Genomic DNA, 26606 nt, shown 5'->3' on the forward strand with positions numbered 1-26606 from the left:
TTGCGCTTCACCACCAGGATTTCGTACGGGATTTTCCAGTGCTACTGACGAGCGGTGCTCGCCACCGGCCGGAGGCTGCGACGGGCCAGCACGCCACCTATCCCCGGTATGAGCGCCAGCAGCCTGGGCCGGATCTGTCCGGTCTCGGCGATGGTGGCGCCGATGACGACCAGGTAGGCGCACCCGTGCAGCGGCCCGAGCACCGTGGCCACTGGTTGCACGTGCACGGTGGCCAGGTTGACCAGAAGCACCAGCAGCGAGAGAAGTTCGACGCGGGCGGCGAGCTTGAGCATCACGGCCGTCACGCCCCCGTCGTCGAGCCCGGACGCACGATCATCAGCACGACGACGGCCGCCCAGAGCAGGTTGAAGATCCCCGACACCATGCCGAGACGCTTACCGGCTGTTTCGCCGGGTGTTCCGGGGGCCGACGCCGGCGCTGTTGCCGGCTCGCGTGCGAGCGTTGATGCTGCGGGCTCCCGTGCGAGCGTTGACGCTCCGGGGTCGCCTGCAGGCGTTGACGCTCCGGGGTCGCCTGCAGGCGTTGACGCTCCGGGGTCGCCTGCAGGCGTTGACGCTCCAGGGTCGCGTGGGGCCGTTGATGCGGTCAGGGCGTCGCGTTGGGCCGGCAGGATCGCGAAGCCGAGGACGACGCCGGCGATCGCGGTCAGCACGATCGACGCCAGCAGCCACGCGTCGGTCAGCACCCCGAGCGAGGCCGCCGTGGCCAGCCCGAAGACCGGAACGCTGAGGCCCAGCACGGCATAGACGCGGCAGATCCGGTGCAGCGTGCGCAGCTGGGCGAGGTCACCACGGCGCAGCGCGGCCGGAAACATGCTGGCCGCGACGGTGACCGGTCCGATGGCCACGATCGCGGCCAGAACATGCAGGGAGAGCAGCACTTTTGTCACGGTCACCGACCGTATGGCCGTTCCCGCCGAGGCGACAGTGGCTCGAATGCCATAGGTCAACGGATTCCAGCCATAGGATGGGGACGTGCATCGGATCGCCGTCCTGGCTCTGCCCAACGTCGTCGCGTTCGACCTGGCCACGCCGCTCGAGGTGTTCGGCCGGGTGCGTCTGGAGGATGGCTCACCGCCGTACGAGGTCAGGGTCTGCGCCCCGGAGCCCGAGGTGAGTGCGGGCGCCTTCACGCTGCGCGCCCCGCACGGCCTGGAAGCCCTGACCGACGCCGGCACGATCATCGTCCCCGGCTGCCACGACGCCGGGCGCGGCGTCTCCCCCGATGTCCTTGACGCGCTGCGGGCGGCCAACGCGCGCGGCGCCCGGATCGCGTCGATCTGCGCCGGGGCGTTCACCCTGGCCGCCACCGGTTTGCTGGACGGCCGCCGCGCCACCACCCACTGGGTCGGGGCCGCCCGGTTCGCCGAGATGTTTCCCCGGGTCGACCTCGACCCCGGCGTGCTCTACGTCGACGAGGGAGAGCTGCTGACTTCGGCCGGCGCCGCCGCCGGGCTCGACCTCTGCCTGCACCTGGTCCGCCGCGACCACGGCTCCGCGGTGGCGGCCCAGGCCGCGCGCCTGTCGGTGATGCCGCTGGAACGCGAGGGCGGCCAGGCCCAGTTCATCGTTCCCGAACAGCTGCCCGCCCCGCGCGGCTCCCAGATGGAGCCGTTGCTGATCTGGCTGGAGGAGAGCGCCGGCCGCGACCTGACCCTCGACGAGATCGCCGCCCGGGCCGGAATGAGCACCCGCACCCTGAACCGGCGTTTCCGCGAGCAGACCGGAACCACGCCGCTGCAGTGGCTGCACCTGGCCCGCATCCGCCGGGCCCAGCACCTGCTCGAAACGACCGCCCACCCGGTGGACCGCATCGGCTCCCAGGTCGGGTTCGGCTCCCCCACCGCGTTCCGTGACCGCTTCAAGCGGGTGGTGGGCACCAGCCCGCAGAGTTACCGCCGCAGTTTCCGCTGACGTCGCCACACGAGCCACCGCGCTGCCCGGGCAAGCGCGGGACGGGCGGCCACGCGGGACGGGCGGCCACGCTTGCCCGGGCAGCCACGCGGGACGGGCGGCCACGCGGGACGGGCAGCCACGCGGGACGGGCGGCCACGCGGGACGGGCAGCCACGCGGGACGGGCAGCCACGCGGGACGGGCAGCCACGCGGGACGGGCAGCCACGCGGGACGGGCAGCCACGCGGGACGGGCAGCCACGCGGGACGGGCTGGGGTCAGCTGGCGGGGGCCTCGAGAATGGCCTCGCCGGCGATCTCGACCCGGACGGTCTTGCCGACCAGGACGCCGCCGCTTTCCAGGACCACGTTCCAGATCAGGCCGTAGTCGGCGCGCTCGAACTCGGCCCAGGCGTTGAAGCCGAAGATGTCGCGGCCGTACGGGTCGCGGCGGGCGCCGCCGTACTCGACGTTGAGGTCGATCGGGCGGGTCACGTCCTTGATCTTCAGGAGGCCGTGCACCACGAACTTGCCGGTGGGCTTGGCCGCCGGCAGCGGGGCGGTGTTGGGGCGGCGGGACAGCGGGTTGTTCCGCAGCCGCGCCCACAGCATGATCGCCTCGTTGTTCTCCTGCCACTCCACGCCGGTGCTGCGGAACTCGAGCGTCGGGTACTTCTCGACGTCGAGGAAGTCGGGGCTGGACAGGTGCGTGTCCCGTTCCGGGTTGTGCGTGTTGAGGCTCGTGGCGTCGATGCTGGCGGTGACCGACGAGCGGGCCGGGTCTTCGGCGACAAAGATGGTCGCGCTCCCACGCGCGAATTCCCCCCGCACCGGACTGACCATCATGTGCTGGGCGTGGAAACCGAGACGCTTGTGTGCCTCGTCCAATTTGTACAAACCCGGGTCGGGAATGGTCAGGCCGTTCCACTCACGGATCGGTCGATCGACCATAGCTGCGCTCCACCCCTCGGCCTCGTCACATCAGAATGCATTCTCCGAATTCAAAGGATCTTAGGGCCAAGACGCTCTTCGCGAACCCCCGCCCGGCCACTGTGGGTACAGACGGGCAGCTCAGTGGCCTGGGACACCGTCACAAAGGTGCGGTAATAGACCGATTCGTACGGCGACCGGCGTCACATTCTTCAGGTTTTCGTGACGCAGTGTTTTATCCACCGAAACAAACTCATCTCGGGTGATGCTGAACACCCCATCCGGCGCGGTTCGACCCATTTCGATGCCTTGGGCGTGTCAGAAGTTCGACCAACCTTTATCCATTATGGACTCGCGTCCCGAAACCCGGGACACGCACCCGGGACGAAGCGCTCACGCACACACCGAAAGCCGTCACTGAGCAAAGAATCGAACCGGCGGTGATCGGCCAGGACCGCGCGGCGGGCCGCAGTGAGGGACGCGGCGGCGGGTGCGTTGCCGCGTCAGCGCAGGGCTTCTCCGGTCAGTTCGACTGAGCGGACGCGGTCGTCCAGGTCGGAGGCGTGGTGCGCCGTGATGAGCTCGTCGGCGCCGGCCTCCTCGGCGAACTTCAGCAGGTATTCGCGGACCTCGTCGGGCGTGCCGACCGCCGTGTAACGGGTCATGCCGGCCAGCCCGGCGCCGGCCGGCGAGGCCAGGAAGGCGTCGATCTCGGCGTCGGTGAAGTTGCCGCCTCGGGCGCCCCTGGTGATGAACGCCCGCGTCCGTGAGCGGTAGGCGCTGACCCGCTGCTGCTCGGCGGTGTCGTGGTCGGGGGCGGCGAAGACGTTGACGCCGGCGATCACGTATGGCTCGGCCAGCTGTTCGGACGGGCGGAACGTCTCGCGATAGACGGTGACGGCCTGGTGCAGGGCGTCGGGGGCGAAGTGCGAGGCGAACGCGTAGGGCAGGCCGAGCTGCGCCGCGAGCTGGGCCCCGAACAGCGACGAGCCCAGGATGTAGAGCGGCACCGGACCGTCGGGGGTCGGCACCGACTGCACGCCGGGGATGCGGGAGTGACCGGTGAGGTAGCCGTTGAGCTCGAGCACGTCTTGCGGGAACGACTCGGCCGAGCTGTTGTCGCGGCGCAGCGCGAGCATCGTGTTCTGGTCGCTGCCGGGCGCGCGGCCCAGGCCCAGGTCGATGCGGCCGGGATAGAGCGTGGCCAGCGTGCCGAACTGCTCGGCGATCACCAGCGGCGAGTGGTTGGGCAGCATGATGCCGCCGGCGCCGAGGCGGATGGTCTCGGTGTGGGCGGCGACGTAACCGATCACGACGCTGGTCGCCGACGACGCGATGGTCGGCATGTTGTGGTGTTCGGCGTACCAGACCCGTTCGTAGCCGCTGCGTTCGGCGGCCCGGGCCAGCGCCACGCTGCCCTCGAAGCTCTCCCGGGCGGTCTGCCCCTTGCTGATCGGGGCCAGGTCGAGAATCGAGATCGCGATCGACATGGCTCGAACCTACTCCGCGGTCCTTACACCGGCACTGTGCGCCCAAACACGTCGAGCCGAAACCAGCCGGGACACGTCGAGCCGAAACCAGCCGGGACACGTCGAGCCGAAACCGGCCGGGACACGTCAGGCCGAAATCCGCAGGAACGTCAGGCGGAAACCCGCCGGAAGACGTCGAGCAGGAACCACTCGTCCTCGTGGTGGACGACCCGTTCGAGGCCGGCCCGGGCGGCCAGAACTTCGTGAACCGCGAAGCCGTCGTAATGGGCGCCCTCGCCCCGGTCGCGGAAGTGCAGCGAGACCAGGTCTCCGCCGGGTTCGAGGCGCGAGACCATCCCGTCGACGGCGGCGTCGAGGTCGGCTGCCGACAGGTAGTAGAGCAGATCACCGATGACGATCAGGTCGAACACGCCGTCGGGGAGCTCGGCCGGCAGGTTCGCCCGCTCCACCCGTACGTGGGGAAGGCCTTTGACGTTGACCTGAGCCTGCTCGACCGCGGCGGGCACCGAATCGACCGCCAGCACCTCGTCGCAACGCTCGGCCAGCATCACCGTGAAGAGGCCGATCGACGCGCCCGGCTCGTATGCCCGGCGGTAGCGCTCACGCGGCAGACTGGCCAGCGTGACGGCGTATTTGCGCTGGTTGTGCCACTTGGTCGCGACGTCCCAGGGGTCGTCCTTGGCCTCGTAGAGACCGAGGAAGTGGTCCAGCGACACCGTGTCGGCCGGGGGTTGCGCGTCGTCGAGAGCTCGTGCCACCTGAAGAAAGTACCGGGCCCGCGGTGCCGCTGTGACGGAAGGGCACCCGTGCGACGGCAACGGGTGCTCAGGAAAACCGGAACCCGGCCGATGGGGCTCATGAGTGGTTGTGCGCCCGGAACGCCCCGGAGGGAGAGCCGTCGTGTCTCACCGGACCCGGCACACCCTCAGAGCGCGGCCCGGAAGACGGGACGACGGCTTCACCATGATCGAGGTGCTGGTCAGCATCGCGATCATCTCGGTGGTCATGCTCTCGCTGGCCTCGTTCTTCGTGATCAGCATGCGCATCATCCACCTGCAGGGTGACCGCCAGGCCGCGATCCAGGCCGCCGGCGACGCCATGGAACGCGTGCGCGGCCTGCAGGTCAGCGCCATGCTCACCGGCCGTGACCAGGCCAGCTCGCTGACCCAGTGGGCCAATCCGGCCGCGGGCGTGGCCGGCCTGCTGACCGACACCATGGAGTACGACGAGTCGGCCCTGCCCGGCAGCGGGCCGGCGGCGCCCCTGCCCACCACCTACCGCTCGCTCCGGCTCAGCGGCATCGAGTACCGCCAGAACTGGTACATCGGCTCGTGCGTGAGCAAGAACAACGGGACCTGCGGGAAGGGCGGCAACGGCCCCGAGTTCTACCGGGTCATCATCGCGGTCACCTGGACCGACAAGTACTGCCGGAACGACGCCTGCTCGTACGTCACCTCGGAGCTGATCGCCAAGAACACCGAGGAACCGCTCTTCAACACGAACGAGGGCGCCACCGCGCTGACCCTGACCACCACGCCCGGCACCCAGACCAACGACGTCACCGTGCCCGCCGGCCTCGCCTTCACGGCATCGGGCGGCCAGACCCCGTACACGTGGTCGGCGACCGGCCTGCCCGCCGGGCTGAGCATCGACCCCAGCACTGGAACCGTCAGCGGCACGCCGACCACCACCGGCACCTCGACCACCAAGGTCACCGTCACCGACGCGTACCTGCAGGAGAGCTACGTCAGCTTCAGCTGGGTGATCAAGGCCCTGCCCACGATGACCGCGCCCGGCACGGTGACCTCGCAGGGCGGCGCCGCCTACAGCAAGACGTTCGCCGTCTCGAACGGCACGTCGCCGTACACCTGGGCCGCGGCCGCCGGCCCGTGGGGCAGCACCGGCCTGCCGCCCGGCCTCTCGCTCGACGCGAGCACCGGCATCGTCAGCGGCACCCCGACCACCGTGGGCACCAACAGCGTGACGCTGACGGTCACCGACAAGTGGAACCAGTCCAGCTCGCAGACGTTCAGCTGGGTCGTGCCGGCGCTGTCGGTCAACGCGTTCACCGTGCCGACGTCGGTCCGCGGCACGGCCATCAGCAGTGTGACCATGGCCGGCACCGGCGGCATCCGCCCGTACACGCTGTGGAGCGCGACCGCCCTCCCGGTCGGCCTGACCATCGACCCGACGACCGGCGTGATCAGCGGCACCCCGACCGTGGCCGGCACCTACAGCACCGTGATCCGGGTGGTCGACTCGGCCAACGCCAGCGCCACCCGCTCGGTCAGCTGGAAGGTGACATGATGCGCCCACGCGACGACGACGGCGTCACGCTCATCGAGATCGTGTTCGCCATGCTGATCATGGGGATCGCGGGGTCGCTGTTCACGGTCGCGGTCATCCAGATCTACCGCTCGACCAACCAGGTCGAGGCCTCGTTCGACGCCCAGCGGCAGATCGAGGCCATGTACGTGCGGCTCGACACCGAGATCCGCTACGCCCGCAGCATCAGCGACCCGGCCAAGGTGAGCGGCGACTGGTACGTCGAGTACCTGCTCAGCGTCAGCAACGTCGACACCTGCGTCGGGCTGCGCCTGAACACCACGACCGGCGAGCTGCAGCGCCGCCAGTGGACCAAGAACATCGACCCGCTCGTGCCGTCGGCCTGGACCGTGCTCGCGAGCAACGTCGTCGGCACCACCCCGTTCACCGTGATCCCGGCCGACAAGAAGACGCTGACCGGGTTCCGGTTCCAGCGGCTCACCCTGGCGATGAGCTCGGTGGTGGGCGGGGGCGGCGGTCAGGGCGGCGGCACCCGGGCCGGCTCCACCCAGGAGACCAACGTGACCTTCACCGCGCTCAACGCCTCGGCCGCGCAGAGCGACACCTCGTCGACCGGCGACTCGAACGCCTCGACCTGCACCGAGGCGCGCGGAGTGGCGTCGTGAAGTCGACTCGCTCCGAGGCACACGGAGTGGCGTCGACTCGCTCCGAGGCCCGCGGGGTGGCGTCGTGAAGATCGGGCGGGACGACCGGGGCAACATGACGCTCGCCATGCTCGTGGTGGTGGTCGGACTGACGCTCAGCGGCACCCTGGGCACGCTGGTGATCAGCCAGATCAAGAGCGCCGGCTACGACGCGCGACGGATCATGGCGCTGCACGCCTCGCAGTCGGGCCTGGAGGCGGGACTGGCCCAGATCCGGGCCTCGACCAAGGTGAACAAGGACGGCGAGACCCGGGGCGACAAGACCAAACTGCAGTGCGACCCGATGACCGGTTCGGTCGGCCAGGGCAACTCGGGCACGTGGTCGGTCTCGGTCGTCTATTACGACGCCGACCCGCAGGGCCACTGGACCGACACGACATGGCTGACCGCGCACCGGATCAGTTGCACGACCACCGACGGCCCGAAGGACGTGCCCTTCTTCGCGGTCTTCACGTCGGTCGGCACCGCGTCGTACCAGGGCCAGATCGCCCGCCGGACGCTGACCGGAACGTACGTGTTCCACCTGGAGAACACGAACATCCTCGGCGGCCTGGTCCACGTCTATCGGGGCAGCACCGCGCTCAACGACCTCTGCATCGACGCCGGCTCGGGTGATCCCGCGCCCGACACCCCGGCCCGGCTCCAGCTCTGCAGCGCCGGCAGCACGGCGCAGACCTGGGCCTACACGGCGACCCTGCAGTTCGTGCTCGTCTCGTCGCAGACCAAATCCCTCCCGTACGGGATGTGCCTGGACGCCGGAAGCACGCACGTGGCCAACGCCCGCGTGCTGCTTCAGCCCTGCCAGACGACCAAGCCGTCGATCTACCGCCAGCAGTGGAGCTTCAACGACTCGGCCAACCTGGTCGGCACCAACAGCACCGGCACCGACGTGGACGGCTTCTGCTTCAACGTCGAGACCGCCAACCAGCCCGGCAGCTACCTGATCATCACCAAGACCTGCACGAGCGGCTACAACAACGTGACCACGTTCTCGGCCGACGCCAATGTGGGCGCCGGGCAGGCCGCCTCGGACGTCGGCCGGTCGATCGGCCAGCTGATCAACTACAACCAGTTCGGGCGCTGCCTCGACGACACCGGCGCCAACCCGAACGCGACCCACATGATCGCCTGGCCCTGCAAGCAGAACCCGAACCCGAACAAGGTGCTCTGGAACCAGCGCTACACCCTGCCCGCGTTCCCCGGTGACAGCGACAAGAGCAAGGACGCGACCGAGCTCAACTACAACACCGGCACCATCACCATGACGTTCACCGCCGTCACCTACTGCCTGCAGAGCCCGCTGTCGACCGCGGTCTACAAGTATGTGACCACCAAGATCTGTGACGGCAGCGCGGCCCAGCAGTGGACCGTCTACGGCCGGACCAAGCTCTATGCCACGAGCTACATCATCAAGGACGTCAACGGCAAATGCCTGCAACCCCGCGACCCGAACGCCAGCCCGGCCGACCTGTACCAGGCCGTCAACAAGATCAGCAAGATCTACGTGGCCGACTGTGACGGGTCGACGCTGCAGAAGTGGAACGCCGACAAGAACGTGATCGAGGCGCTGGCGCTCAAGGACATCAACGAGAACCCGGCCCGCACGAACTGACCGGGCCCGTCACCCCTGCAGCGGGAGCGCGGGACAGCGAAGGTCCTCGATGCGCAGGCAAGTCCGTGATTTGCCGGAACTGCGCGCCCAGCAGCGGGAAGATGAAGATTCGGCGGCAGGGAAGGTGGTCGGGTGCCCGGACAGCGCGGCTGGTGGTGGTGGCTGCTGATCGTCGTGCCGGCGATGCTCGTCTCCTCCGCCCTTCCGGTGAGCGGGCAACTCGCGGTGTCCGCCGTGCTCGGCGCGGGCTTCACCGGCGCCATCCTGCTCGGCGTCCGGCTGCACCGCCCGGCCCGGTCCCGCGAGTGGCGGCTGCTCGCGCTCGCTGCCGCCTGCGGCACCGTGGCGACGGCACTCTGGGCGGCCGAGGGCCTGACCGGGTCACTCACCGTCAACGGCCTCGGCGTCGTCGACATCCTGTTCTTCGCCGGCTACCCGCCCCTGGCGGTCGGCATCGCGCGATTGCCCGAGCGCACGGTCACCTCCCGCTGGGCCGGGCTGACCGAGACCGCGATCGTGCTCTGCACCGGCACCGTGCTGGCCTGGGTGCTGCTCTATGACCCGTACGTGCTGGACCGCGACGTCGAGCCCGCCGTGCCGGCCGTGGTGGCCTACCCGTTCCTCGACGCCGTGATCATCGGCCTGGCCATCCGCCTGCTGATCGTGCAGAGCCGCGTCGGTGGCGCCCACCTGGCCGTGCTGGCCGCCGCCACGGTGCTCACCGCGTCCGACGTCCGCTACTTCCTCGAGGTCACGTCGCTCGACGAGACCACCGGCACGACGCTGAGCACGGCCGGCTGGACGATCGCGTTCACGCTGATCAGCGTGGCCGCGCTGCATCCCTCGGTCGCGCGCACCGACCCGGGGCCGGACGCCGTGGTCCGCACCTGGCGGGTCCTGGCCCTCTACGTCGTGCTGGTGCTGATCGGCCCGTTCGCCGCCGTCTATTCGATGCTGCGCGACCACCGGGCGGGCGAGCTCGGCCTGGACGACCTGGCGGTGCCGCTCACCCTGACCGGAGCGGTGTCGGTGCTGCTGGTGGTGCGGATGGCGCTCGCCACCCACCTCGCCGAGCAGCAGACCGCCACGCTCAAGCAGTCGCTGACCGGGCAGGCCGCCCTGCAGGAGTCGATGCGGCACATGGTGCTGCACGACACGCTCACCGGACTGCCCAACCGCCGGAAGCTGGAGGAGCAGCTGACCGGGGAGGGCACGTTGCTGCTGCTCGACCTCGACGGCTTCAAGGAGGTCAACGACCGCCTGGGTCACACCATAGGCGACCAGCTGCTGGTCGCGGTGGCCGGACGGCTGCGGACGCTGCTGCGGCCGGGCGAGCTGCTGGCCCGTCCCGGCGGCGACGAGTTCGCCGTCCTCATCCGCGACGACGCCCCGGCGCGGGCCGAAGGGATCCTCGACGCCCTGCGCGACCCGATCGAGGTCTCCGGGCACACGCTGCACGTCACCGGCAGCATCGGAGTGCGCCGCCTCGAACCCGGCGCCGGCCCCGACGAGCTGCTCAGCGACGTCGACCTGGCCCTCTACGCGGCCAAGGCCGACGGCAAGGACCGCTGCCGGGAGTTCGATCCGCGGCTGCGGCACGAGCAGGCCGAGCGCTTCCGGACGGTCGAACGGCTGCGGGCGGGCCTGGCGGCCGAGGAGTTCACCGTGCACTACCAGCCGATCGTGCGGATGCGGGGCGACGCCACGGCCGGCTTCGAGGCCCTGGTGCGCTGGACACCACCCGGGCAGGACCCGATCGGGCCGGACAGGTTCATCCCGGCCGCCGAGAACAGCGGGCTGATCGTCGGCCTGGGCGAGTGGGTGCTGCGCCGGGCCTGCCTCGACGCGGCACCTTGGTGGCACACGTACGGGGCGAACATCAGCGTCAACGTTTCTCCGCGGCAGCTCGCCGAGCACGACTTCACCGACGTGGTGCGCGGCGCCCTGAACGCCGCCGGGCTGCCCGCAGCGGCGCTGGTCCTGGAGATCACCGAAGGGGTCCTCGTGCGGTCGGGCGGGCACGCCGAGCTCACCCTCGCGCATCTGGCCGCGTTGCGGGCCGAGGGGGTGCGGGTGGCCATCGACGACTTCGGCACCGGCTACTCGTCGCTGGCCTACCTGCGCGACCTGCCGATCGACATCCTCAAGATCGACAAGTCGTTCATGCCGGACGACGCGACCGACGCGCAGCAGGCGGCGATGGTGCGCGCCGTGGTCGACCTGGCCCGTAGCCTGCGGCTGGTCACCGTGGCCGAGGGCGTGGAGACGGCGCAGCACGCCGAGCTGTTGCGCACGCTCGGCTGCGATAAGGGCCAGGGCTGGTTGTTCGGCCGCCCGGGCCCGGCCGCGGCCGCCTCGGACCGGCTCGCTTCCGAGGCCGCGGTGACGGTCTCCTAGCGGCGGGCCATCGCCACGGCCACCCGGCGGGGCTCAGCGGCGGGCCATCGCCTCGGCCGCTCGGCCGGGGCTCAGCGGCGGGCCATCGCCTCGGCCGCTCGGCCGGGACTCAGCGGCGGGCCATCGCCTCGGCCGCGAAGTGCATCAGCTGCTCGGCGGCGGCCGCCGGGTCGGGGTCGGCCGCGGGCAACGACGACGACACCAGGCAGCGCTCGAGCAGCAGCTCGACCAGGGCGGCCCGGGCGACGATGGCGCCGGCATCGATCGCACCGGGCAGGATGCGGACCTCGACCGTGTCGCGGATCGGATGCTCGGCGAACAGCTGGGTCAGGTTGATGTCGAAGAACTTGGTCAGCCCGCCCTCGTCGGCGGCTTTGTGCAAGTCGTCCCACCCGGGCCTGCCAGTGGTGGCGGCCACCAGAGGCTCGGGCAGCGGGGCGAGGCGGCGGCAGGCCGGATTGGTCTGCAGCAGCGCCCGCAACGGCTCACGCCAGTGCGCGAACAACCGCACCACGTTGGCCAGGGCCGCGGCCTGGCGGAAGGGCACGCCGTCGAAGTGCAGGTGGACGGCGGCCTCGGAGGGCACCGTGAACCCGAGCTCGCGGGCCGGGCCGAGCAGCTCTTCCAGGGCCTCCTGGTGACCGCCGGCCAGCGGCGGGGTGATCACCTCGCAGGGCCGTTCGCGTTCACCGCCGGCCGGGGCGGCCAGGGCGATCGTGCTGCCCGAACCGTCGTCGAGCCGCCAGACGTCGCCGATCTGCTCCGGTTTGACGCCCCACAGCTCGGCCACCGGGTCGAGCACGGTGTCGAGGCCGGAGGCCGGGTCGCACTGCCCGGCCAGCAGGCCGAGCAGGCGCGAGTCGTCGCTGAGCACGCGGAACCAGCCCGGTGGGGCCGGCGTGCGCGGCTCGAGGCCGTCGATCAGGGTGATGTCGTCGACCAGGGTGCAGAGCGGGCTGCCGTCCGGCCGGTCGACCGCGAAGCCCAGCGTGAGGTTGAGGAACCGGCCCAGGCCGGGCACCAGCGACGGTTCGCTGTCGCGGTGCCAGACCGGGCGGACCCGGCCGCCGGTGCGGGCGGCCAGGTCGTCGGCGAGGCTGCGCCGGCTGACGCCCGGGGGCGCCATCAGCTCGATCTCGAAGCCGATGCGCCGGCGCAACCGGGCCGTCACGGCTGGATCGGGAGCGTCTGACCGGCCAGGATCCGCTTGCCGCCCTCGACCTTGGCGCCCCAGGCGTCCTTGAGCTTCCAGAGCTTGGCCAGCTTCACCGCGTCGTCGACGTCATAGCCGGCCTCGAAGAACGCCTCGGCCCGCTTGTTCTCCAGCGCGGCGGCGACGTTCTCCTTCTTCGGCTTGACCGGCAGCGTCTCGCCGGCGAGCAGGCGCTTGCCGGCCTCGAGCTTGGCATCGGCCGGGTCGGCGATCTTCCAGATCTTGGCCAGCTTCTCGGCCTCGTCCCAGGTGTAGCCGGCGTTGAAGAACGCCCGGAACTGCTTCTCCTGGGTCGGGGAGATCGTCTCTTCCTCGACCGGCTCGTCGGGCGACGGCTGGATCGGCAGGGTCTCGCCGAGCAGTAGGCGGCGGCCGGCCTCGGCCTTGACCGAGAGACGGTCGTCGCCGTTCATCTTCCACAGCCGGGCCAGCTTGCCGGCGTCGTCGTAGCCGTAGCCGGCCTCGCTGTAGGCGGCCAGGTTGGCGTCGCGGGTGCTGGTGTCGGGCGACGCGGCGGCCGACGGCGACGCGGGCGCACCGGCCGGCACACCGGCGGCGGTGTTGGTGACCGCGTTGTTCGCGGGCAGGAACGCGGGCAGGTTGATCGCCCCGGCGATGAGACCGGCGCCGAGCACGCCACCGGCGGCGATCTGGGCGCCCCGCCGGCGCCGCTTGTACTTGACGGAAAGCTCCTGGACGCGGGCGTAGACCGCTTCCGGGTCAGGGGTGTTGTTCTCGTGGGACTCAAAGGCCTCGCGCAGCTGATCGTGGTGCGGCTGCTCAGTCACGACTTCTCCTCGGCGGGAATGCGTTCCATGAGCTCCGGTGAGAGCCGGAGCGTTTTCAGCGCCCTCGAAGCGTGGCTGCGGACCGTGGCCGGGGAACACCCCAGCAGGTCGGCGATCTGGTCGTCCTCCAGCTGCTCGTAATAGCGCAGCACCAGGACCGCCCGCTGTTTGCGCCCGAGTGTGGACAGGCGTTTCCAGAGGACGTCGGCCATGACGACACCGTCGGCGTGGTCGCGCACACCACCCCGGGCGTCGTCGAGGTCGACGAGCCTTTCCCCGACCGCGTGCACGTGACGGACGGCCCAGCTGCGCCGCCAGGACAGGTACTCGTTGAGCACCATGCGCCGTACGTACGCCTCGGGGACTTCCGCCTCGCTGATCCGCCGCCATCGAACCTGGGCCCGGGCCAGCACCTCCTGGACTATGTCCTGTGCGAGATCACGGTCGCCGGTGAGGACGACCGCGTAGCGCAGGAGGCTGGGGAGCCGGGCCATCGCGAACTGCTCGAAGGTCACAACCACTACGACGCACCCCGTACTGAATCTGTGCAATCCCGTGCGAAGAATATTTTGAGCGCGGGATCAGGCTTCCACGGCGGGCAGCGTAACGGTGAACGTCGTTCCCCCGCCCTCGGCCGGGCGTGCGGCCAGAGTGCCCTGGTGGGCCTCGACGATCGCCTTGGTCACGGCCAGTCCGAGCCCGGTCCCCTTGATGCCCTCGCGGCTGGCGTTGCTGGCCCGGAAGAACCGGCTGAACAGGTGCGGGTACTGCTCGGCCGGGATGCCGATGCCGGTGTCGCTGATCTCGACGGTCACGCCGTCTCCGCCGGTCTCGGCGGTCACGGTCACGTGGCCGCCGGCGGGCGTGTACTTGATCGCGTTCGAGATCAGGTTGTCCAGGGCCTGCCGCAACCGGTGCGCGTCGGCGTGCACCGGCAGATGGGGTTCGAGCCGCAGGCCGATGGTCAGCTGCTTGGCGTCGGCGTTGGGCCGGTGGTTCTCGACGACCTCGCGCAGCACCCGCCCGGCCGACATCGGGCGCGGGTCGATGCTCAGGTGACCGGCGTCGAGGCGGGCCAGGTCGAGCAGGTCGTCGACGAGCCGTTGCAGGTGTTCGGCGTTGCGGTCGACGACCCCGGCGTAGCGACGGTCGGCGCCGTCCAGGGCGGGGCTCTCGAGCAGGGTCTCCATGTAGCCACGGATCACCCCGATCGGGTTGCGCAGCTCGTGGATGACCAGCGCGGTCAGCTCGTCCTTCATCCGGTCGAGTTCCTGCTGGGCGTCGACCAGGGCGAGCTGCAGGTCCTCGGCCCGGCGGCGCTCGACGAACCGGCCCAGGTGGGCGCCGATGGTGTCGAGGACGGCGGCGATGTCCGGGTCGTGCGGCAGGTCGGTGTCGAGGAAGAACGCAAGCACGCCGAGCACCCGGCGACCGGCGCGCACGGGCAGGCCCACCACCGTACGGATCCCGGCCTCCCGAGCCGCCTCGGCGCGCGCCGACGAGATCGGCTCACGGCCGCCCCACACCTCGGCGCCGGTGCGCCAGACCAGGCCGGGCAGGCCCTCGCCGCGGCCGAACTCGAGCGGCCCGTCGCCGGTGAAATCGGTCAGGTCACGCCCGGCGGCGGTGTGCGAGCTGAGCCGTACGATCTTCCGCCGGTCCTCGCCGACCTGCCAGTACTCGCCGCACAGCCAGCCCAGCGCGTCGGCCACGGCCGAGACCGCCCCGATCGCGGCCTGTTCGGCACTGGTGGCCTCGGAGAGCACCTGCGCGACGGCGTGCCGGGCCCGGCGCAGCACCTCGGCCCGGTGCACGTCGGTCACCTCGTGCATGGCGGCGACCGCGCCCAGGCGGCGGCCGTCCGGGGTGTCGATCGGGCGGGCGTTGGTCAGGAAGCGGCGCGGGGTGCCGTCCGGGGCGGGCACGACCAGCTGCTGCCGCTCGACCACCTCGCCGGTGAAGGCCCGGGCCAGCGGAACCTCGTCGGCCGGAACCAGGGTGTGCCCGTCCGCGGCGTACAGGCCGTACCGCTGCGACCAGCTCTCGCCCGGGGAGCCGGGGGTGGCGTCGGTGCCGTGGATCTCGCGCAGCGCCCGGTTGAAGAAGGCCAGCCGGCCGTCGCTGTCGCAGGCCGCGACGCCGGTGTCGAGGCTGTCCAGCAGGGCCTGCAGGAACGCGTGGTCGTCCTCGATCTCCTGGTTGCGGCGCTCCAGCTCCTTGGTGGCGATCACCCGGTCGGTGATGTCGTGCAGGAACGCGTGCGAGATCAGCTCGCCCTGCTCGTGGACGACCTGGATGGTCATCTCGATGGGGAACTCGCGGCCGGTGCGGTCGGTCGCGGCGAGTTGGAGGCGCTGGCCGGCCAGCTGGGACTGCCCGGTGTCGCGGACCCGGGCCATGCCGGCGCGGTGCATGTCGCGGAAGCGCTCGGGCACGATCAGGTCGGCCACCGGGCGGCCCATGGCCTCGGCCGCGCTCCAGCCGAACAGACGCTCGGCGGCGGCGTTCCAGGCCACCACGTCACCGTCGGCGTCGATCGAGACGTACGCGTCGTAGGCGCTGTCGAGCACCGACTGCATCCGCTTGGACGCCAGCACCTGCTCGCCGTGCAGCAGCCGCAGCGCGATCTCGGACTCGGCGGCCGCGGCCAGGTCCCGTACGGTGGCCAGTTCTTCCTCGGTCCACGCGCGGGGCTTGTCGTCGGTCACGCAGAACGAGCCGAGAACCTGCCCGTTCGGTGCCCGCAGAGGGAAGCCCGCGTACGCGATCACGTCGTAGTCGGCGATGGCCAGGTTGGCGTGCAGGCGGTCGTCGGCGCGGGCGTCGGTGATGATCAGCGGCGCCTCGTCGATCACCACGTACTGGCAGAACGAGTGGCTGAGCGGGGTCTGCCGGTCGCGTTCGAGCCGGCCGGTCAGGCCGCAGCCGCTGGCGAAGCGCTGCCGTTCGTCGTCGACGAGCGAGACCAGCGCCAGGCGCGCGCCGGTGAGCCGGGCCGCCATCGCGGTGAGCCGGTCGAGCGAGGGCACCGGCCCCGAGTCGAGCAGGCCGGTGGCGCGCAGCACGCGCAGCCGTTCGGGGGCCGCGAGGGGGCTGTCGAGGGCCGTCCGCATAAAAAATGCATCGGCAGATCGGCCCGGAAGTTGAGGATCAGCGGTCGGGCGCGCCGGCCGGGGCCATCACCCGCAGGGCGTTCGCGGCCAGCCCGATGCGCATCGGGGTGCTGCCGCTGGGCTCGCCGTCGATCTCGACCCGGGCCGGGCGGTCGGTTTCGAGCCACAACTCCCCCACCGCCAGGAACGGCTCCTCCCGCAAGGTGCGCGAGGGCCCTTTGGCTGTGTTGCGGGCGGTTTCGACCAGCAGTTCCCGCCGGGTCGGGCCGCCGACCGGGTAGGCCACCAGGAGGCGGTCGTCGGCGTCGGCATCCCCCGCGATGGGGCGCCCCGCGTGGTGGCCACCGTTGGCGACGTACACCTGATGGCTCTGGAACTCGTGGTGGCGTCCCTCCGCCCGTACGGTGATGCGCAGTGGCCGGTGTTTCGTCAGCAGCCCGAGCGCGGTCAGCGGATAGGCGAACCGGCCCAGGGCGCGCTTGAGCGGGCGCGGCGCCTTGAGCATCACCTCGGCCGACAGCCCCACCCCGACGTGGTTGGTGAACGGCTCGTCGCCCGCCAGGCCCAGGTCGAGGTCGATCACCTTGCCCTCGACCAGCACCTCGATCGCCTCATGGAGGTCGAGCGGGGTGTGCGCGGTGCGGGCGAAGTTGTTGGTGGTGCCCAGCGGAAGCAGGCCCAGTGCGACGTCCTGGTGGGCCAGCAGGCGCGCGGCGGTGCTGATGGTGCCGTCGCCGCCGCCCGCGATGAGCAGGTCGGGGCCCCGCTCGAGGCCCTCACGCAGGATGGCCGGGAGCTCGTGGGGCCGGTCGACCCGCTTGGCGCCGAGAAGAGTGAACCCGGCCTCCTTGAGGCGGGCCAGGGCGGTGTCGTAGAGCAGCCGCCCGCGCCGCGAGTGCGTGTTGACCACCAGCACCGCACGCTTCTTGTCGTGGATGTCGGCGGTCAGCTGCTCCTTGGTGCGCATCCCGCCGACCCTATCGGGTGAGCACGCTGCTCCCCGCCTCGACAGTCGGCGCGGCGCTGACCTTCTATCTCCGCCGTCGGGCCGGGCGGCGGGTCACCATCCACCAGCGGGGACGGCGGCCGGCACACCCCGACCAGTGGCGGCGGCGGAGCCTACGCATTGGCGGCTCGGCGGGCCGTGTACTCCGTGGAGCGGCGGGACGGGTATTGGATGAGGTTGTCGGGCGCCTCGTCGGCGGCGTTGCTCCAGCCGCGCCGGGCCTCCATGGGCGGCTCCTCCTCGTAGGAACGCACGCGGAACTGACGGCCGTAGTCCATCATGCCGTCGATGAGCCGGTCGACGTCGCGGGCCGGGCGTACCACCAGACGCATGAACTGGCTGGTCATGCCGAGTTTGTTGCCGCACTCGCGGGTGTAGACGCCGTGGTTGGCGACCAGGTAGTCGCGCAGCGCCGTGCCGGACCACTCGGTGGGCAGCTTGACCAGGATGAAGTTGCCCTGCGACGGGAACACGGTCAGCCCCGGAATGCGGCCCAGCTCACCGGCCATGGCGCGGCGGTCACGGCTGAGCAGGCGCAGGCTGTCCTCGTATTCCTCCTCGTGGTCCTGGATCATGAAGACGACCTTCTCGGCCAGCGAGTTCAGGTTCCACTTGGGCAGCGCCTTGGCGATCTTGCCGGCGATCGACGGGTTGGCCATCAGGTAGCCGAAGCGGATGCCGTGCAGGCCGAAGTTCTTGCCCAGGCTCTTGAGCACCACCGTGTTGGGCCGGATCACCGCGTCGGGGCCGACCGACGGATATTGCTCCATGTCGGAGAAGTCGATGAACGACTCGTCGATGACGACCAGGTCGAGGTCGCCCAGCATGTCCATGAACCGGATGACGTCGCGGCGCGGCAGGTAGCAGCCGTCGGGGTTGTTGACGTTGCAGACCACGGCCACGCGGGAGCCGCGGTCGCGGATGAAGCGCACGTAGTCGTCGAGGTTGAGGCGGAAACCGTCGCGTTCCTGCAGCGGGAACATGTCGACCCGCTTGCCGGTCTCGAGCGGCTGGTCGGTCCAGCGGCCGAACGTCGGGATCGGGATCGCCACGCTCTCCTTGATCAGCAGGTGGTCGATCCAGGTGATCAGCTCGGTCGAGCCGTTGGCCATGGCCACGGTCTGTGGGTGCAGGCCGAGCACGCTGCACAGCTTCTTGGTGATGCTGGTGGAGTCGCTCGGGTAGTACTTCAGGATGTTCTTCAGGTCGCGGCTGAGCTCGTCGAACATGTCGGGGGTCGGGAAGTACGGGTTGCAGGGGATGCAGAAGTCCACGATCTCGACGCCCTCGCCCGCGCTGCGCGACAGGTCGAAGTAGGAGGCGCTGTGCGCACCCTTGTGCAGGATCGAGGTGTCGATTCCGGTCCCGGCCATCGCGACTCCCTAACTCGTACGACATCACGCCACTCCGCCGTGGCGTGCCGCCCTCCAGTACGGGATGTGTCCAGGAAGAGTTCAGGCTTTTCGAAGCAGTAACAGACAAATTCGCGTTTACGCAGGTCAATGCGCTTGCGGTAAGTCGGTCCCGCCTTAAGAGCCCCTTAACGGGAGATGGTCTTGGACCGGGGGCGAGTGACCCAGATCACTTCGCTGTGAACTGCCTGCTCGATGCCCGTACACAGAGGACCGTTCGGGCCCGGTTCGGGAAAATGTCGTACCCCGGCCCTAGGTTCGGTGCCATGACCAAAAGCATACGGTTGCTGACGGATGGTGACGCCGACACGGCCGCCGTCCTTCGCACCCAGAGTGATGTGGAGGCGCGGATCCGCGCCATCTGCTTCAAGACCGGCCCACCGTCGCTCATCGGCGCCGAACTCGAATGGACCCTGCACCACACCGCGGCGCCGTCGGCGCCGCTGTCGGCCGAGAAGCTCCGGCAGGCGCTCGGCCCCCACACCCCGGCGACCCTCGGGCCGCCCGCCCCCGCTCATCCCCTCCCCGCCGGTGGCACGATCACGGTCGAGCCCGGCGGACAGGTGGAGATCTCCTCCGCCCCGGCCTCCTCGCTCACCGCCCTGCACGCGGCGGTCAGCGTCGATCTGGCCCATCTCTCCTCCCGGCTCGGCTCGGCCGGCCTCACTCTGGGCCGCCACGGCGTCGACGCCCACCGCGAACCCCGCCGGCTCGTCCACACGCCGCGCTATTCCGCGATGGAGCAGTCGTTCGACGCGCGGGGGCCCGACGGCCGGGTCATGATGTGCAGCACGGCCGGCCTGCAGGTCTGCCTCGACGCGGGCACCGGCTCCGAGCTGGCGACCCGCTGGGCCGCGGTCAGCGCGCTCGGGCCGCCGCTGCTGGCCGCGTTCGCCAACTCCCGGCGGCGGGCCGGGCGTGACACCGGCCTGGCCTCGGCCCGCATGGCGGCCTGGTGGGCGATGGACCCGCGGCTCACCCACCCGGTCGGCACCGGCGACGACCCGGCCGGCGAGTGGGTGCGTTATGCGCTGGCCGCCCCGCTCACGTGCGTGCGGCGTGACGGCGGCTGCTGGGACGCCCCGCCCGGTGTCACGCTGGGCGACTGGGTCGGCGGGGCGCTGCCGTGGGCGCTCACCACCGACGACGTCGACTATCACCTGACCACGCTCTTCCCTCCCGTCCGCCCGCACGGCTACCTCGAGGTGCGCTACCTCGACGCCCAGGCCGGCGACGACTGGTTCGCGCCGGTCGCCGTGCTCGCCGCCCTGCTCGCCGACCCGGCCACCACGGGCCAGGCCCTCGACCTGGCCCAGCCGGTGGCCGACCGGTGGGTGCCGGCCTATGAGCGCGGGCTCGACGACCCGGCCCTGCGACGCGCCGCCACCGCCGTGCTTGACCTGGCCGCGCGGCGCCTCTCCACCGCCCCGACCCCGGCGTCCGCTCCGCACTCGGCTTCGGTTGCCGGCGGCGACCGGGCTCAGGCCCGGCTTCTTGAGGGCGGCCCGGCTCTTGACCGGGTTCTCGACTCGATCGAACGGATTCTGCGATGACCATCGAGACCGACCGGCTGCGCGACCGCGTCGCGGCCGAACTGCTGCGCACCCGCGAGCGCACCACCCTGCTCACCGAGGCCGTCGACGACGGCGACCTCGTCCGCCAGCACTCCCCTCTCATGTCGCCGCTGGTGTGGGACCTCGCCCACGTCGGCAGCCAGGAGGAGCTGTGGCTGGTGCGCGACGTCGGCGGCCGTGACCCGCTGCGCCCCGAGCTCGACGAGCTCTACGACGCGTTCAAACACGCCCGCCGCGACCGTCCGGGCCTGCCGCTGCTCACCCCGGTCGAGGCCCGCAAATACGTCGCTCAGGTGCGCGACAAGGCCCTCGACGTGCTCGACCGGGCCCGCATCGACGACGGGCGCCGCCTGGTCGCCGACGGGTTCGCCTTCGGCATGATCATCCAGCACGAGCAGCAGCACGACGAGACCATGCTGGCCACCCACCAGCTGCGCGCCGGTTCCCCGGTGCTGGCGGCCGATCCCCCGCCGGCCGTGATCGCCCCGGTCACCGGCGAGGTGCTCGTGCCGGGCGGGCCGTTCACCATGGGCACCGACACCGAGCCGTGGGCGCTCGACAACGAGCGACCGGCCCACCAGGTCGACGTGCCGGCCTTCCACATCGACCGGGCCGCCGTCACCAACGGGCAATATGCGGCGTTCATCGACGCCGGCGGCTACGACGACCCCCGCTGGTGGAGCCCGGCCGGGTGGGATCATCGTCAGGCGGCCGGGCTGGTCGCGCCCGCGCACTGGCAGCGCGACGGTGACGGCTGGTCGGCCACCACGTTCGGGCGCACGGCCCGGGTCACGCCCTCGGAGCCGGTCGTCCATGTGTGTTTCCACGAGGCCGAGGCGTACGCGAAATGGGCCGGCAAACGGCTGCCGACCGAGGCCGAGTGGGAGAAAGCGGCCCGCTGGGACCCGGCGACCGGCCGCTCGCGCCGCTATCCGTGGGGTGACGAGACGCCCGAGCCGAGGCACGCCAACCTGGGTCAGCGGCATCTGCGGCCCGCCCCGGCCGGCGCCTTCGACGACGGGGCCTCGCCGCTGGGCGTGCAGCAACTGATCGGCGACGTGTGGGAGTGGACGTCCACCGACTTCACCGGCTACCCGGGCTTCACCGCGTTCCCCTACCGCGAATACTCCGAGGTGTTCTTCGGCCCCGACTACAAGGTGCTGCGCGGCGGTTCGTTCGGCACCGACCGCAACGCCGTGAGGGGGACGTTCCGCAACTGGGACTACCCGATCCGCCGCCAGATCTTCAGCGGCTTCCGCCTGGCCCGAGACGCCTGATGTGCCGCCACCTGGCCTACCTGGGCCCGCCGGTCCCGTTGGCGCGGCTGCTGTTCGAGCCGCCGCATTCGCTGTCGCACCAGTCGTGGGCGCCGCGCGACATGCGGGGCGGCGGCACGATCAACGCGGACGGGTTCGGCGTGGCCTGGTATCTGGCGGAGGGCCCGGTGTGCTACCGCCGGGCCACCCCGCTGTGGAGCGACACCACGCTGCCCGGGCTGGCGGCGTCGGTGTCGGCCGGGGCGGTGCTGGCCGCGGTGCGCAGCGCGACCGTCGGCATGCCGGTGACCGAGCAGGCGGCGGCCCCCTTCGCCGAGGGGCCGTGGCTGTTCAGCCACAACGGCAAGGTCACCGGTTGGCCCGGCTCGGTCGCCAAGCTCGCGGGCACGCTGCCCACCGAAGACCTGCTCACGCTTGACGCGCCCACCGACGCGGCGCTGCTGTGGGCCCTTGTCCGTGACCGGTTGCGCCGCGGCACGGGCCTGTGCCAGGCCGTCGCGGGCGTGGTGGCCGAGGTGGGCGCGGCCGCTCCCGGGTCGCGTCTCAACCTGCTGCTGACCGACGGCGCCACGGTGGTCGGCACGACGTACGGGCACGCCCTGTCGGTCTTGAAACGGGCCGACTCGGTGCTGATCAGCTCCGAACCGCTCGACGACGACCCGTCCTGGCAGCCCGTCGGCGACCGCACGCTCGTGGTCGCGACCGCCGCCGAGCTCCACCAGATCCCGTTGGGAGAAGCATGAAGGTCCTCCTCGACCCCGCCGACCAGGAAGACGCCCTGCGAGCCGACGTGGTTGCCGGCCTGACCGCCACCCGCAAATGGCTGCCGCCGAAGTGGTTCTACGACACGCGCGGCAGTGAGCTGTTCGAAGAGATCACCGAGTTGCCGGAGTACTACCCGACCCGTGCCGAGCGTTCCATTCTCGAGACGCGCGCCGGCGAGGTGGCCCGGCTGACCGGGGCCCGCACGCTGATCGAGCTCGGTTCGGGCTATTCCACCAAGACCCGGTTACTGCTCGACGCGCTCGACCTGGAGTCGTTCGTGCCGATGGACGTGTCGCCGTCGGCCCTGACCGCGGCCGCCGATCAGATCGGCGTCGACTTCCCCGGGCTCCCGGTCCATCCCGTCGTCGGCGACATCACCCGGCATCTGGGCGCTCTGCCCGACACGCCCGGGCGGCTGGTCGCCTTCCTGGGCGGGACGATCGGGAACTTCGAGCCGGCCGAGCGCGCCCGGTTCTTCGCCGACGTGCGGGGCGTGCTGCGGCCGGGTGAACATCTGCTGCTCGGCACCGACCTGGTGAAGAGCCCGCCGGTGCTGGTCCCGGCCTACGACGACGCGGCCGGGGTCACCGCCGAGTTCAACAAGAACGTGCTGCGGGTGCTCAACCACCATCTCGACGCCGACTTCGACGTGGACGGCTTCGCCCATGTGGCACTGTGGGACGCCGACGACGAGTGGATCGAGATGCGGTTGCGGGCCCGGTGGCCGATGCGCGTGACGATCCCCGCAGTCGGCCTGGTCGTCTCGTTCGCGACCGGGGAAGAGATCCGCACCGAGGTCTCGGCCAAGTTCCGGCGCGAGGGGGTCGAGAAGGAGCTGGCCGAGGCGGGGTTCGCGCTCGACCAGTGGTGGACCGACCCCGAGGGACGGTTCGCGCTCTCCCTGGCCCGGGCGGTCTGAGCCGTCGCGGGGTTGTCGGATTCGGCGGGGGCCGTTCGTTGGGCTGGTGAGAGGCGGCCGGTCTCCGGGCGGCCCGGACATGGGAGTGATGAATGGCTCGATACCTGATCTCGTTCGACGACGGCGCGATGGACCACATCGGCGCCGAAGGGATCCCCGACGTGGGGAAAGCCGCACACGCGGTGATCCAGGAAGCCGTGGACGCCGGCGTGTTTGTCTACGGCGCGGGGCTGGAGAGTCAGCGGGCCACCATCGCGGGGACGGACGGCCTGGTCACCGACGGCCCCTACCCGGAGACCAAGGAGGTCATCGGCGGGTTCGTGGTCGTCGACGTGGCCACCCGCGACGAGGCGGAGGCGTGGGCGGTCAAGATCGCCGCTGCCTGCCGCTGCGCCCAGGAGGTCCGCGTGATCCTGCCCGACCCCGAGACCGACGCCATGGTCCGCGCGGCCGGCGGGCGATGACGACCACCTGATCGGAAGCCGGGAACCGGACGTGCCACGTAGCCCGGTCCCCGGCGGATCAGGGTAGGTAGCGGACGATGGAGAATTCGGTTCCGCCGTCGCTGCCCGCGGTGCCGCCGACCAGCAGGCGGCCGTCGGGCTGGATCTTGAGGACGTTGCCGGTGTCGTAGCCGCCGAGGTCGGTGACGACCACGCCCCGGGAGCCGAACGACGAGTCGGGCGTGCCGTCGGGGCGGTACTGGGCCAGGGCGATGTTGTTGCTGATCGAGCCGGTCGTGGTGATACGACCGTTCGGCCTGATCACGGGCGAGGCGACCGGCCCGGGGACGCCCGCGGCGAACCCGTTGCGGCCGAACGAGCGGTCCGGGCGGCCGTTCGGCAGATAGCGCAACAGACCTTGCTGTCTGGGGCCACTCTCGCCGACCTGGTACCAGACGGTCTGCACGATCCGGCCGTCGCGGCCCACCGCCAGGCCGGCCGGTCCGTCGATGCCGCCCGGGCCGGTGAAGTCGCGGACCACCCGGCCACGCGTGCCGAACGAGGTGTCGAGTGTGCCGCGCGCGCTGAAACGGGCCAGCACCACGTCGCTGGTGGGTTCGGGCAGGCTGCCGTAATAGCCGCTCCACGCGGACACCACGAGGCCGCCGTCGGGCGCGAGCGCCAGGCCGCGTACGCCGTCGAACTCATGCGGACCCACGTCGGCTCGGGCCACCCCGCCCACGCCGAAGCCGGTGTCGGGGGTGCCGTCGGGCCGCAGCCGCACCAGAACCGGTGGGGCGCTGCCGTCGCTGGTGGCGGCCTCGAGGGCGATCACCACTTTGCCGTCGGGCTGCCGGATCAGGCCGTTCGTGCGGGCCCCGGTGACGGTGTCGCTCTCGCTCCCGCTCTCGCTCTCGCTTTCGCTTTCGCTTTCGCTTTCGCTGAGCGTTGGGAATACCCGGCCGTCGATTCCGTACGAGGTGTCGACGCTGCCGTCGGCCAGATAGCGCACCAGCACCGGGGCGCTGCGGCCGGCCCGCGACACCGAACCCGCGACCAGGATGCGGCCGTCCGGGAGCAGGACCATCGAGTGCGGATCGTCCCAGAACGAGTCGGGGTCGGCGTCGGTGATCACCACGCCGAAGGTGCCGAACTCGTCGTCGTACGAGCCGTCGGGCCGGTGTCGTTCCAGGCAGAAGTAGCCCTCGTTGCCGTTGCCCAGGGCAAGGATCTTCCCGTCCGGCTGGACCGCCAGGTCGAGCACCGAGTCTCCGCCGCCGTGGTCGTTGCTGACCCAGCCGCCGTTGCCGAACGACGGGTCGAGCACCGGGCCACGGGCGGCGCCGTGTGCCGCGGCCGGCGCGCCAAGCACCCCGGCGACCAGAACGGCGGCGGTCAGCAGCCGCCAGATCCGCTTGGCCACGCTTCCACCGCGAGGGCCGCTCGCCGCCACGCTCCCGCCGTGAGGGTCGCTCGCCGTCACGTTCCCACCGTGAGGGCCGCTCGCCGTCACGTTCTTACCGTGAGGGCCGCCCGCGCCCACGCTCCCACTGTGATGGTCGCCCTCGGCCACGCTCCCACCGTTCGAGTTGCTCGCGGCCACGCTCCCGCCGTGAGGGTCGTCCTCGGCCACGCTCCCACCGTGGGGCTCCGCACGATCGGCCGGAGGGGAATTGCCGGGTCCGCCGCCGTCGAGACTGGTCGTTCTTGCGGTGGCATCTGTGAGGGGGAGTTTCCGGTCGTGGCCGCCGGTGAGCGGGGTTCTCTTGGGCACGCCGTCAGTTTGAGCCACGCCATAGAACTGCGCCTATGTCTTGCCGGGATGCGCGAGAACCGTCAATGCATCCATTCCGTCAGTTCGGCGGCGATCTCGGCGGGCCTGTCCTCGGGCAGGAAATGCAGACCCTCCCCCACGTTGCGGATGCGCACCCGCGGGCTGATCCGCCGGACCTGCTCGGGACCGAGGACCGCCCCGGGGGTGGCGGCGAGCAGCATCACGGGGGTGTCGGTGGTGCCGAGCCATTCCCAGTTCGCGGTGAGCACACGGTGCGTCTCGGGAGGGTCACCGGCGATCGGGATCTGCGTGACCCACTTCCAGATCGGGTGCCTGGATTGCGGCGTCGGGTAGGGGGCGGCGTACGCGGAAAGCTCCTGCGGTGTCAGCTCCCGGATCGTGCCGCCGGGCAGAACCGTGGACAGGAAGACGTTGTCGTCCTCGACCATGCGCCGGCCCTCGACCGGGTCACGCAGGAGGCGGAAAAGTTCGCGGCCCCCTTCGTCGAACTCGTCCCACGACGCGAGTGGCCGCAGGTGCCCCTCGGCGATCGCTACGCCTCGCACGCGGCCGGACCGGGTGCGGGCATACTCCAACGCCAAGCCGATCCCCCAGTCGTGTCCCACCAGCCAGAACGGCGCGTCGAGCCGGTCGAGCACGGGCGTCAGGTAGCGGCGGTGGTCGTTCCAGTCATAGGCGATCGGCGGTTTCGGCGACTCCCCCATGCCAATGAGGTCGACCGCAACACAGCGGAACCGTTCTCCCAGCGCGCCAATGACGTGTCGCCACAGATACGACGACGTGGGGTTGCCGTGCAGGAACACCACCGTAGGGCCGCCGCCCCCGGTGTCCGTGACGTGCAGTTCGCTCACCACCCGCCCGCTCCCGCTCATGTCCGTTCGCGCACTTCGCTCATATCCGTTCGCGCACCCGATGGTGTCCGATTGCGCGCCCCGCCCGTATCCGTTCGCGCGCCCGCTGGTGCCCGATT

The 26606-nt window shown here is 70.9% G+C and carries 23 protein-coding genes; 10 read left to right on the forward strand and 13 right to left on the reverse strand.

Annotated features, from left to right (window positions below):
- Nucleotides 1-41: 41 nt before the first annotated feature.
- Together JIG36_RS29135 and JIG36_RS52345 are read right to left on the reverse strand one after the other, a co-directional pair.
- On the reverse strand, nucleotides 42-305 hold the full coding sequence (locus tag JIG36_RS29135) for a DUF3817 domain-containing protein (protein WP_307872952.1): 264 nt from the start codon (nucleotides 303-305) through the stop codon (nucleotides 42-44).
- Nucleotides 302-835: a hypothetical protein gene (locus JIG36_RS52345; protein WP_438870770.1), complete on the reverse strand. Its 534-nt coding sequence runs from the start codon at nucleotides 833-835 to the stop codon at nucleotides 302-304. Before JIG36_RS52345 ends, JIG36_RS29135 begins: the two co-directional genes overlap by 4 nt.
- A gap of 160 nt (nucleotides 836-995) precedes the next feature.
- Between JIG36_RS52345 and JIG36_RS29145 the strand changes: the two genes are divergently transcribed.
- Nucleotides 996-1934 carry a GlxA family transcriptional regulator gene (locus tag JIG36_RS29145; RefSeq protein ID WP_203379605.1) on the forward strand — a complete coding sequence of 313 codons (939 nt, stop codon included), beginning with the start codon at nucleotides 996-998 and terminating at the stop codon, nucleotides 1932-1934.
- Between the two features lie 257 nt (nucleotides 1935-2191).
- On the opposite strand, the gene JIG36_RS29150 is transcribed toward JIG36_RS29145, so the two are convergent.
- The 3 genes from JIG36_RS29150 to JIG36_RS29160 all read right to left on the reverse strand — a co-directional run bounded on the left by JIG36_RS29150 (nucleotide 2192) and on the right by JIG36_RS29160 (nucleotide 5090).
- The gene (locus JIG36_RS29150; RefSeq protein WP_203379606.1) at nucleotides 2192-2863 is read right to left on the reverse strand and encodes a YceI family protein; all 672 of its coding nucleotides are present in this window, start codon (nucleotides 2861-2863) and stop codon (nucleotides 2192-2194) included.
- A gap of 482 nt (nucleotides 2864-3345) precedes the next feature.
- The gene (locus JIG36_RS29155; protein WP_203379607.1) at nucleotides 3346-4332 is read right to left on the reverse strand and encodes an LLM class flavin-dependent oxidoreductase; all 987 of its coding nucleotides are present in this window, start codon (nucleotides 4330-4332) and stop codon (nucleotides 3346-3348) included.
- A 149-nt stretch (nucleotides 4333-4481) separates the two neighbouring features.
- Nucleotides 4482-5090 (reverse strand): SAM-dependent methyltransferase, encoded by a 609-nt coding sequence (locus JIG36_RS29160; protein WP_203379608.1) that lies wholly within the window; start codon nucleotides 5088-5090, stop codon nucleotides 4482-4484.
- Nucleotides 5091-5232: 142 nt separating this feature from the next.
- Between JIG36_RS29160 and JIG36_RS54250 the strand changes: the two genes are divergently transcribed.
- The 4 genes from JIG36_RS54250 (at nucleotide 5233) to JIG36_RS54255 (ending at nucleotide 11331) form a co-directional block, all read left to right on the forward strand.
- Nucleotides 5233-6639, forward strand: coding sequence for a putative Ig domain-containing protein (locus JIG36_RS54250; RefSeq protein WP_307872953.1), 1407 nt, complete (start codon nucleotides 5233-5235; stop codon nucleotides 6637-6639).
- Nucleotides 6639-7283, forward strand: coding sequence for a PulJ/GspJ family protein (locus JIG36_RS29180; RefSeq protein ID WP_236048427.1), 645 nt, complete (start codon nucleotides 6639-6641; stop codon nucleotides 7281-7283). Before JIG36_RS54250 ends, JIG36_RS29180 begins: the two co-directional genes overlap by 1 nt.
- A 64-nt stretch (nucleotides 7284-7347) precedes the next feature.
- Entirely contained in the window at nucleotides 7348-8934 is a 1587-nt protein-coding gene (locus JIG36_RS29185) for a ricin-type beta-trefoil lectin domain protein (RefSeq protein WP_203379610.1), read from the forward strand.
- Between the two features lie 132 nt (nucleotides 8935-9066).
- Nucleotides 9067-11331 (forward strand): putative bifunctional diguanylate cyclase/phosphodiesterase, encoded by a 2265-nt coding sequence (locus JIG36_RS54255; protein ID WP_203379611.1) that lies wholly within the window; start codon nucleotides 9067-9069, stop codon nucleotides 11329-11331.
- 109 nt (nucleotides 11332-11440) lie between these two features.
- Here the strand turns inward: JIG36_RS54255 and JIG36_RS29195 are convergent, their stop codons facing one another.
- The 6 genes from JIG36_RS29195 to JIG36_RS29220 form a co-directional block, all read right to left on the reverse strand.
- Entirely contained in the window at nucleotides 11441-12502 is a 1062-nt protein-coding gene (locus JIG36_RS29195) for an amidoligase family protein (RefSeq protein ID WP_203379612.1), read from the reverse strand.
- Entirely contained in the window at nucleotides 12499-13332 is an 834-nt protein-coding gene (locus JIG36_RS29200) for a hypothetical protein (protein ID WP_203379613.1), read from the reverse strand. Before JIG36_RS29200 ends, JIG36_RS29195 begins: the two co-directional genes overlap by 4 nt.
- Nucleotides 13329-13847 carry a SigE family RNA polymerase sigma factor gene (locus JIG36_RS29205; RefSeq protein WP_307872958.1) on the reverse strand — a complete coding sequence of 173 codons (519 nt, stop codon included), beginning with the start codon at nucleotides 13845-13847 and terminating at the stop codon, nucleotides 13329-13331. The genes JIG36_RS29200 and JIG36_RS29205 overlap by 4 nt, the downstream gene beginning before the upstream one ends.
- 66 nt (nucleotides 13848-13913) lie before the next feature.
- A complete protein-coding gene (locus tag JIG36_RS29210; RefSeq protein ID WP_203379614.1) occupies nucleotides 13914-16445 on the reverse strand; it encodes an ATP-binding protein in 2532 nt (843 codons plus the stop codon).
- Between the two features lie 37 nt (nucleotides 16446-16482).
- The gene (locus tag JIG36_RS29215) at nucleotides 16483-17412 is read right to left on the reverse strand and encodes a diacylglycerol/lipid kinase family protein (RefSeq protein WP_203379615.1); all 930 of its coding nucleotides are present in this window, start codon (nucleotides 17410-17412) and stop codon (nucleotides 16483-16485) included.
- 152 nt (nucleotides 17413-17564) lie between these two features.
- Nucleotides 17565-18824, reverse strand: coding sequence for a pyridoxal phosphate-dependent aminotransferase (locus JIG36_RS29220; protein ID WP_203379616.1), 1260 nt, complete (start codon nucleotides 18822-18824; stop codon nucleotides 17565-17567).
- A gap of 305 nt (nucleotides 18825-19129) precedes the next feature.
- Between JIG36_RS29220 and egtA the strand changes: the two genes are divergently transcribed.
- The 5 genes from egtA (at nucleotide 19130) to JIG36_RS29245 (ending at nucleotide 23862) form a co-directional block, all read left to right on the forward strand.
- Nucleotides 19130-20416, forward strand: coding sequence for an ergothioneine biosynthesis glutamate--cysteine ligase EgtA (gene egtA, locus JIG36_RS29225; RefSeq protein ID WP_203379617.1), 1287 nt, complete (start codon nucleotides 19130-19132; stop codon nucleotides 20414-20416).
- A complete protein-coding gene (egtB, locus tag JIG36_RS29230) occupies nucleotides 20413-21714 on the forward strand; it encodes an ergothioneine biosynthesis protein EgtB (RefSeq protein WP_203379618.1) in 1302 nt (433 codons plus the stop codon). Before egtA ends, egtB begins: the two co-directional genes overlap by 4 nt.
- A complete protein-coding gene (egtC, locus tag JIG36_RS29235) occupies nucleotides 21714-22457 on the forward strand; it encodes an ergothioneine biosynthesis protein EgtC (protein ID WP_203379619.1) in 744 nt (247 codons plus the stop codon). The genes egtB and egtC overlap by 1 nt, the downstream gene beginning before the upstream one ends.
- Nucleotides 22454-23398 (forward strand): L-histidine N(alpha)-methyltransferase, encoded by a 945-nt coding sequence (egtD, locus tag JIG36_RS29240; RefSeq protein ID WP_203379620.1) that lies wholly within the window; start codon nucleotides 22454-22456, stop codon nucleotides 23396-23398. Before egtC ends, egtD begins: the two co-directional genes overlap by 4 nt.
- A 92-nt stretch (nucleotides 23399-23490) precedes the next feature.
- Nucleotides 23491-23862, forward strand: coding sequence for a YciI family protein (locus tag JIG36_RS29245; protein ID WP_203379621.1), 372 nt, complete (start codon nucleotides 23491-23493; stop codon nucleotides 23860-23862).
- A gap of 58 nt (nucleotides 23863-23920) precedes the next feature.
- On the opposite strand, the gene JIG36_RS29250 is transcribed toward JIG36_RS29245, so the two are convergent.
- Together JIG36_RS29250 and JIG36_RS29255 are read right to left on the reverse strand one after the other, a co-directional pair.
- Nucleotides 23921-25264, reverse strand: coding sequence for a hypothetical protein (locus JIG36_RS29250; RefSeq protein WP_203379622.1), 1344 nt, complete (start codon nucleotides 25262-25264; stop codon nucleotides 23921-23923).
- A gap of 413 nt (nucleotides 25265-25677) precedes the next feature.
- On the reverse strand, nucleotides 25678-26508 hold the full coding sequence (locus JIG36_RS29255) for a haloalkane dehalogenase (RefSeq protein ID WP_203379623.1): 831 nt from the start codon (nucleotides 26506-26508) through the stop codon (nucleotides 25678-25680).
- Nucleotides 26509-26606 lie beyond the last annotated feature (98 nt).

Source organism: Paractinoplanes ovalisporus (genome assembly GCF_016834655.1).
Classification (GTDB): domain Bacteria; phylum Actinomycetota; class Actinomycetes; order Mycobacteriales; family Micromonosporaceae; genus Actinoplanes; species Actinoplanes ovalisporus.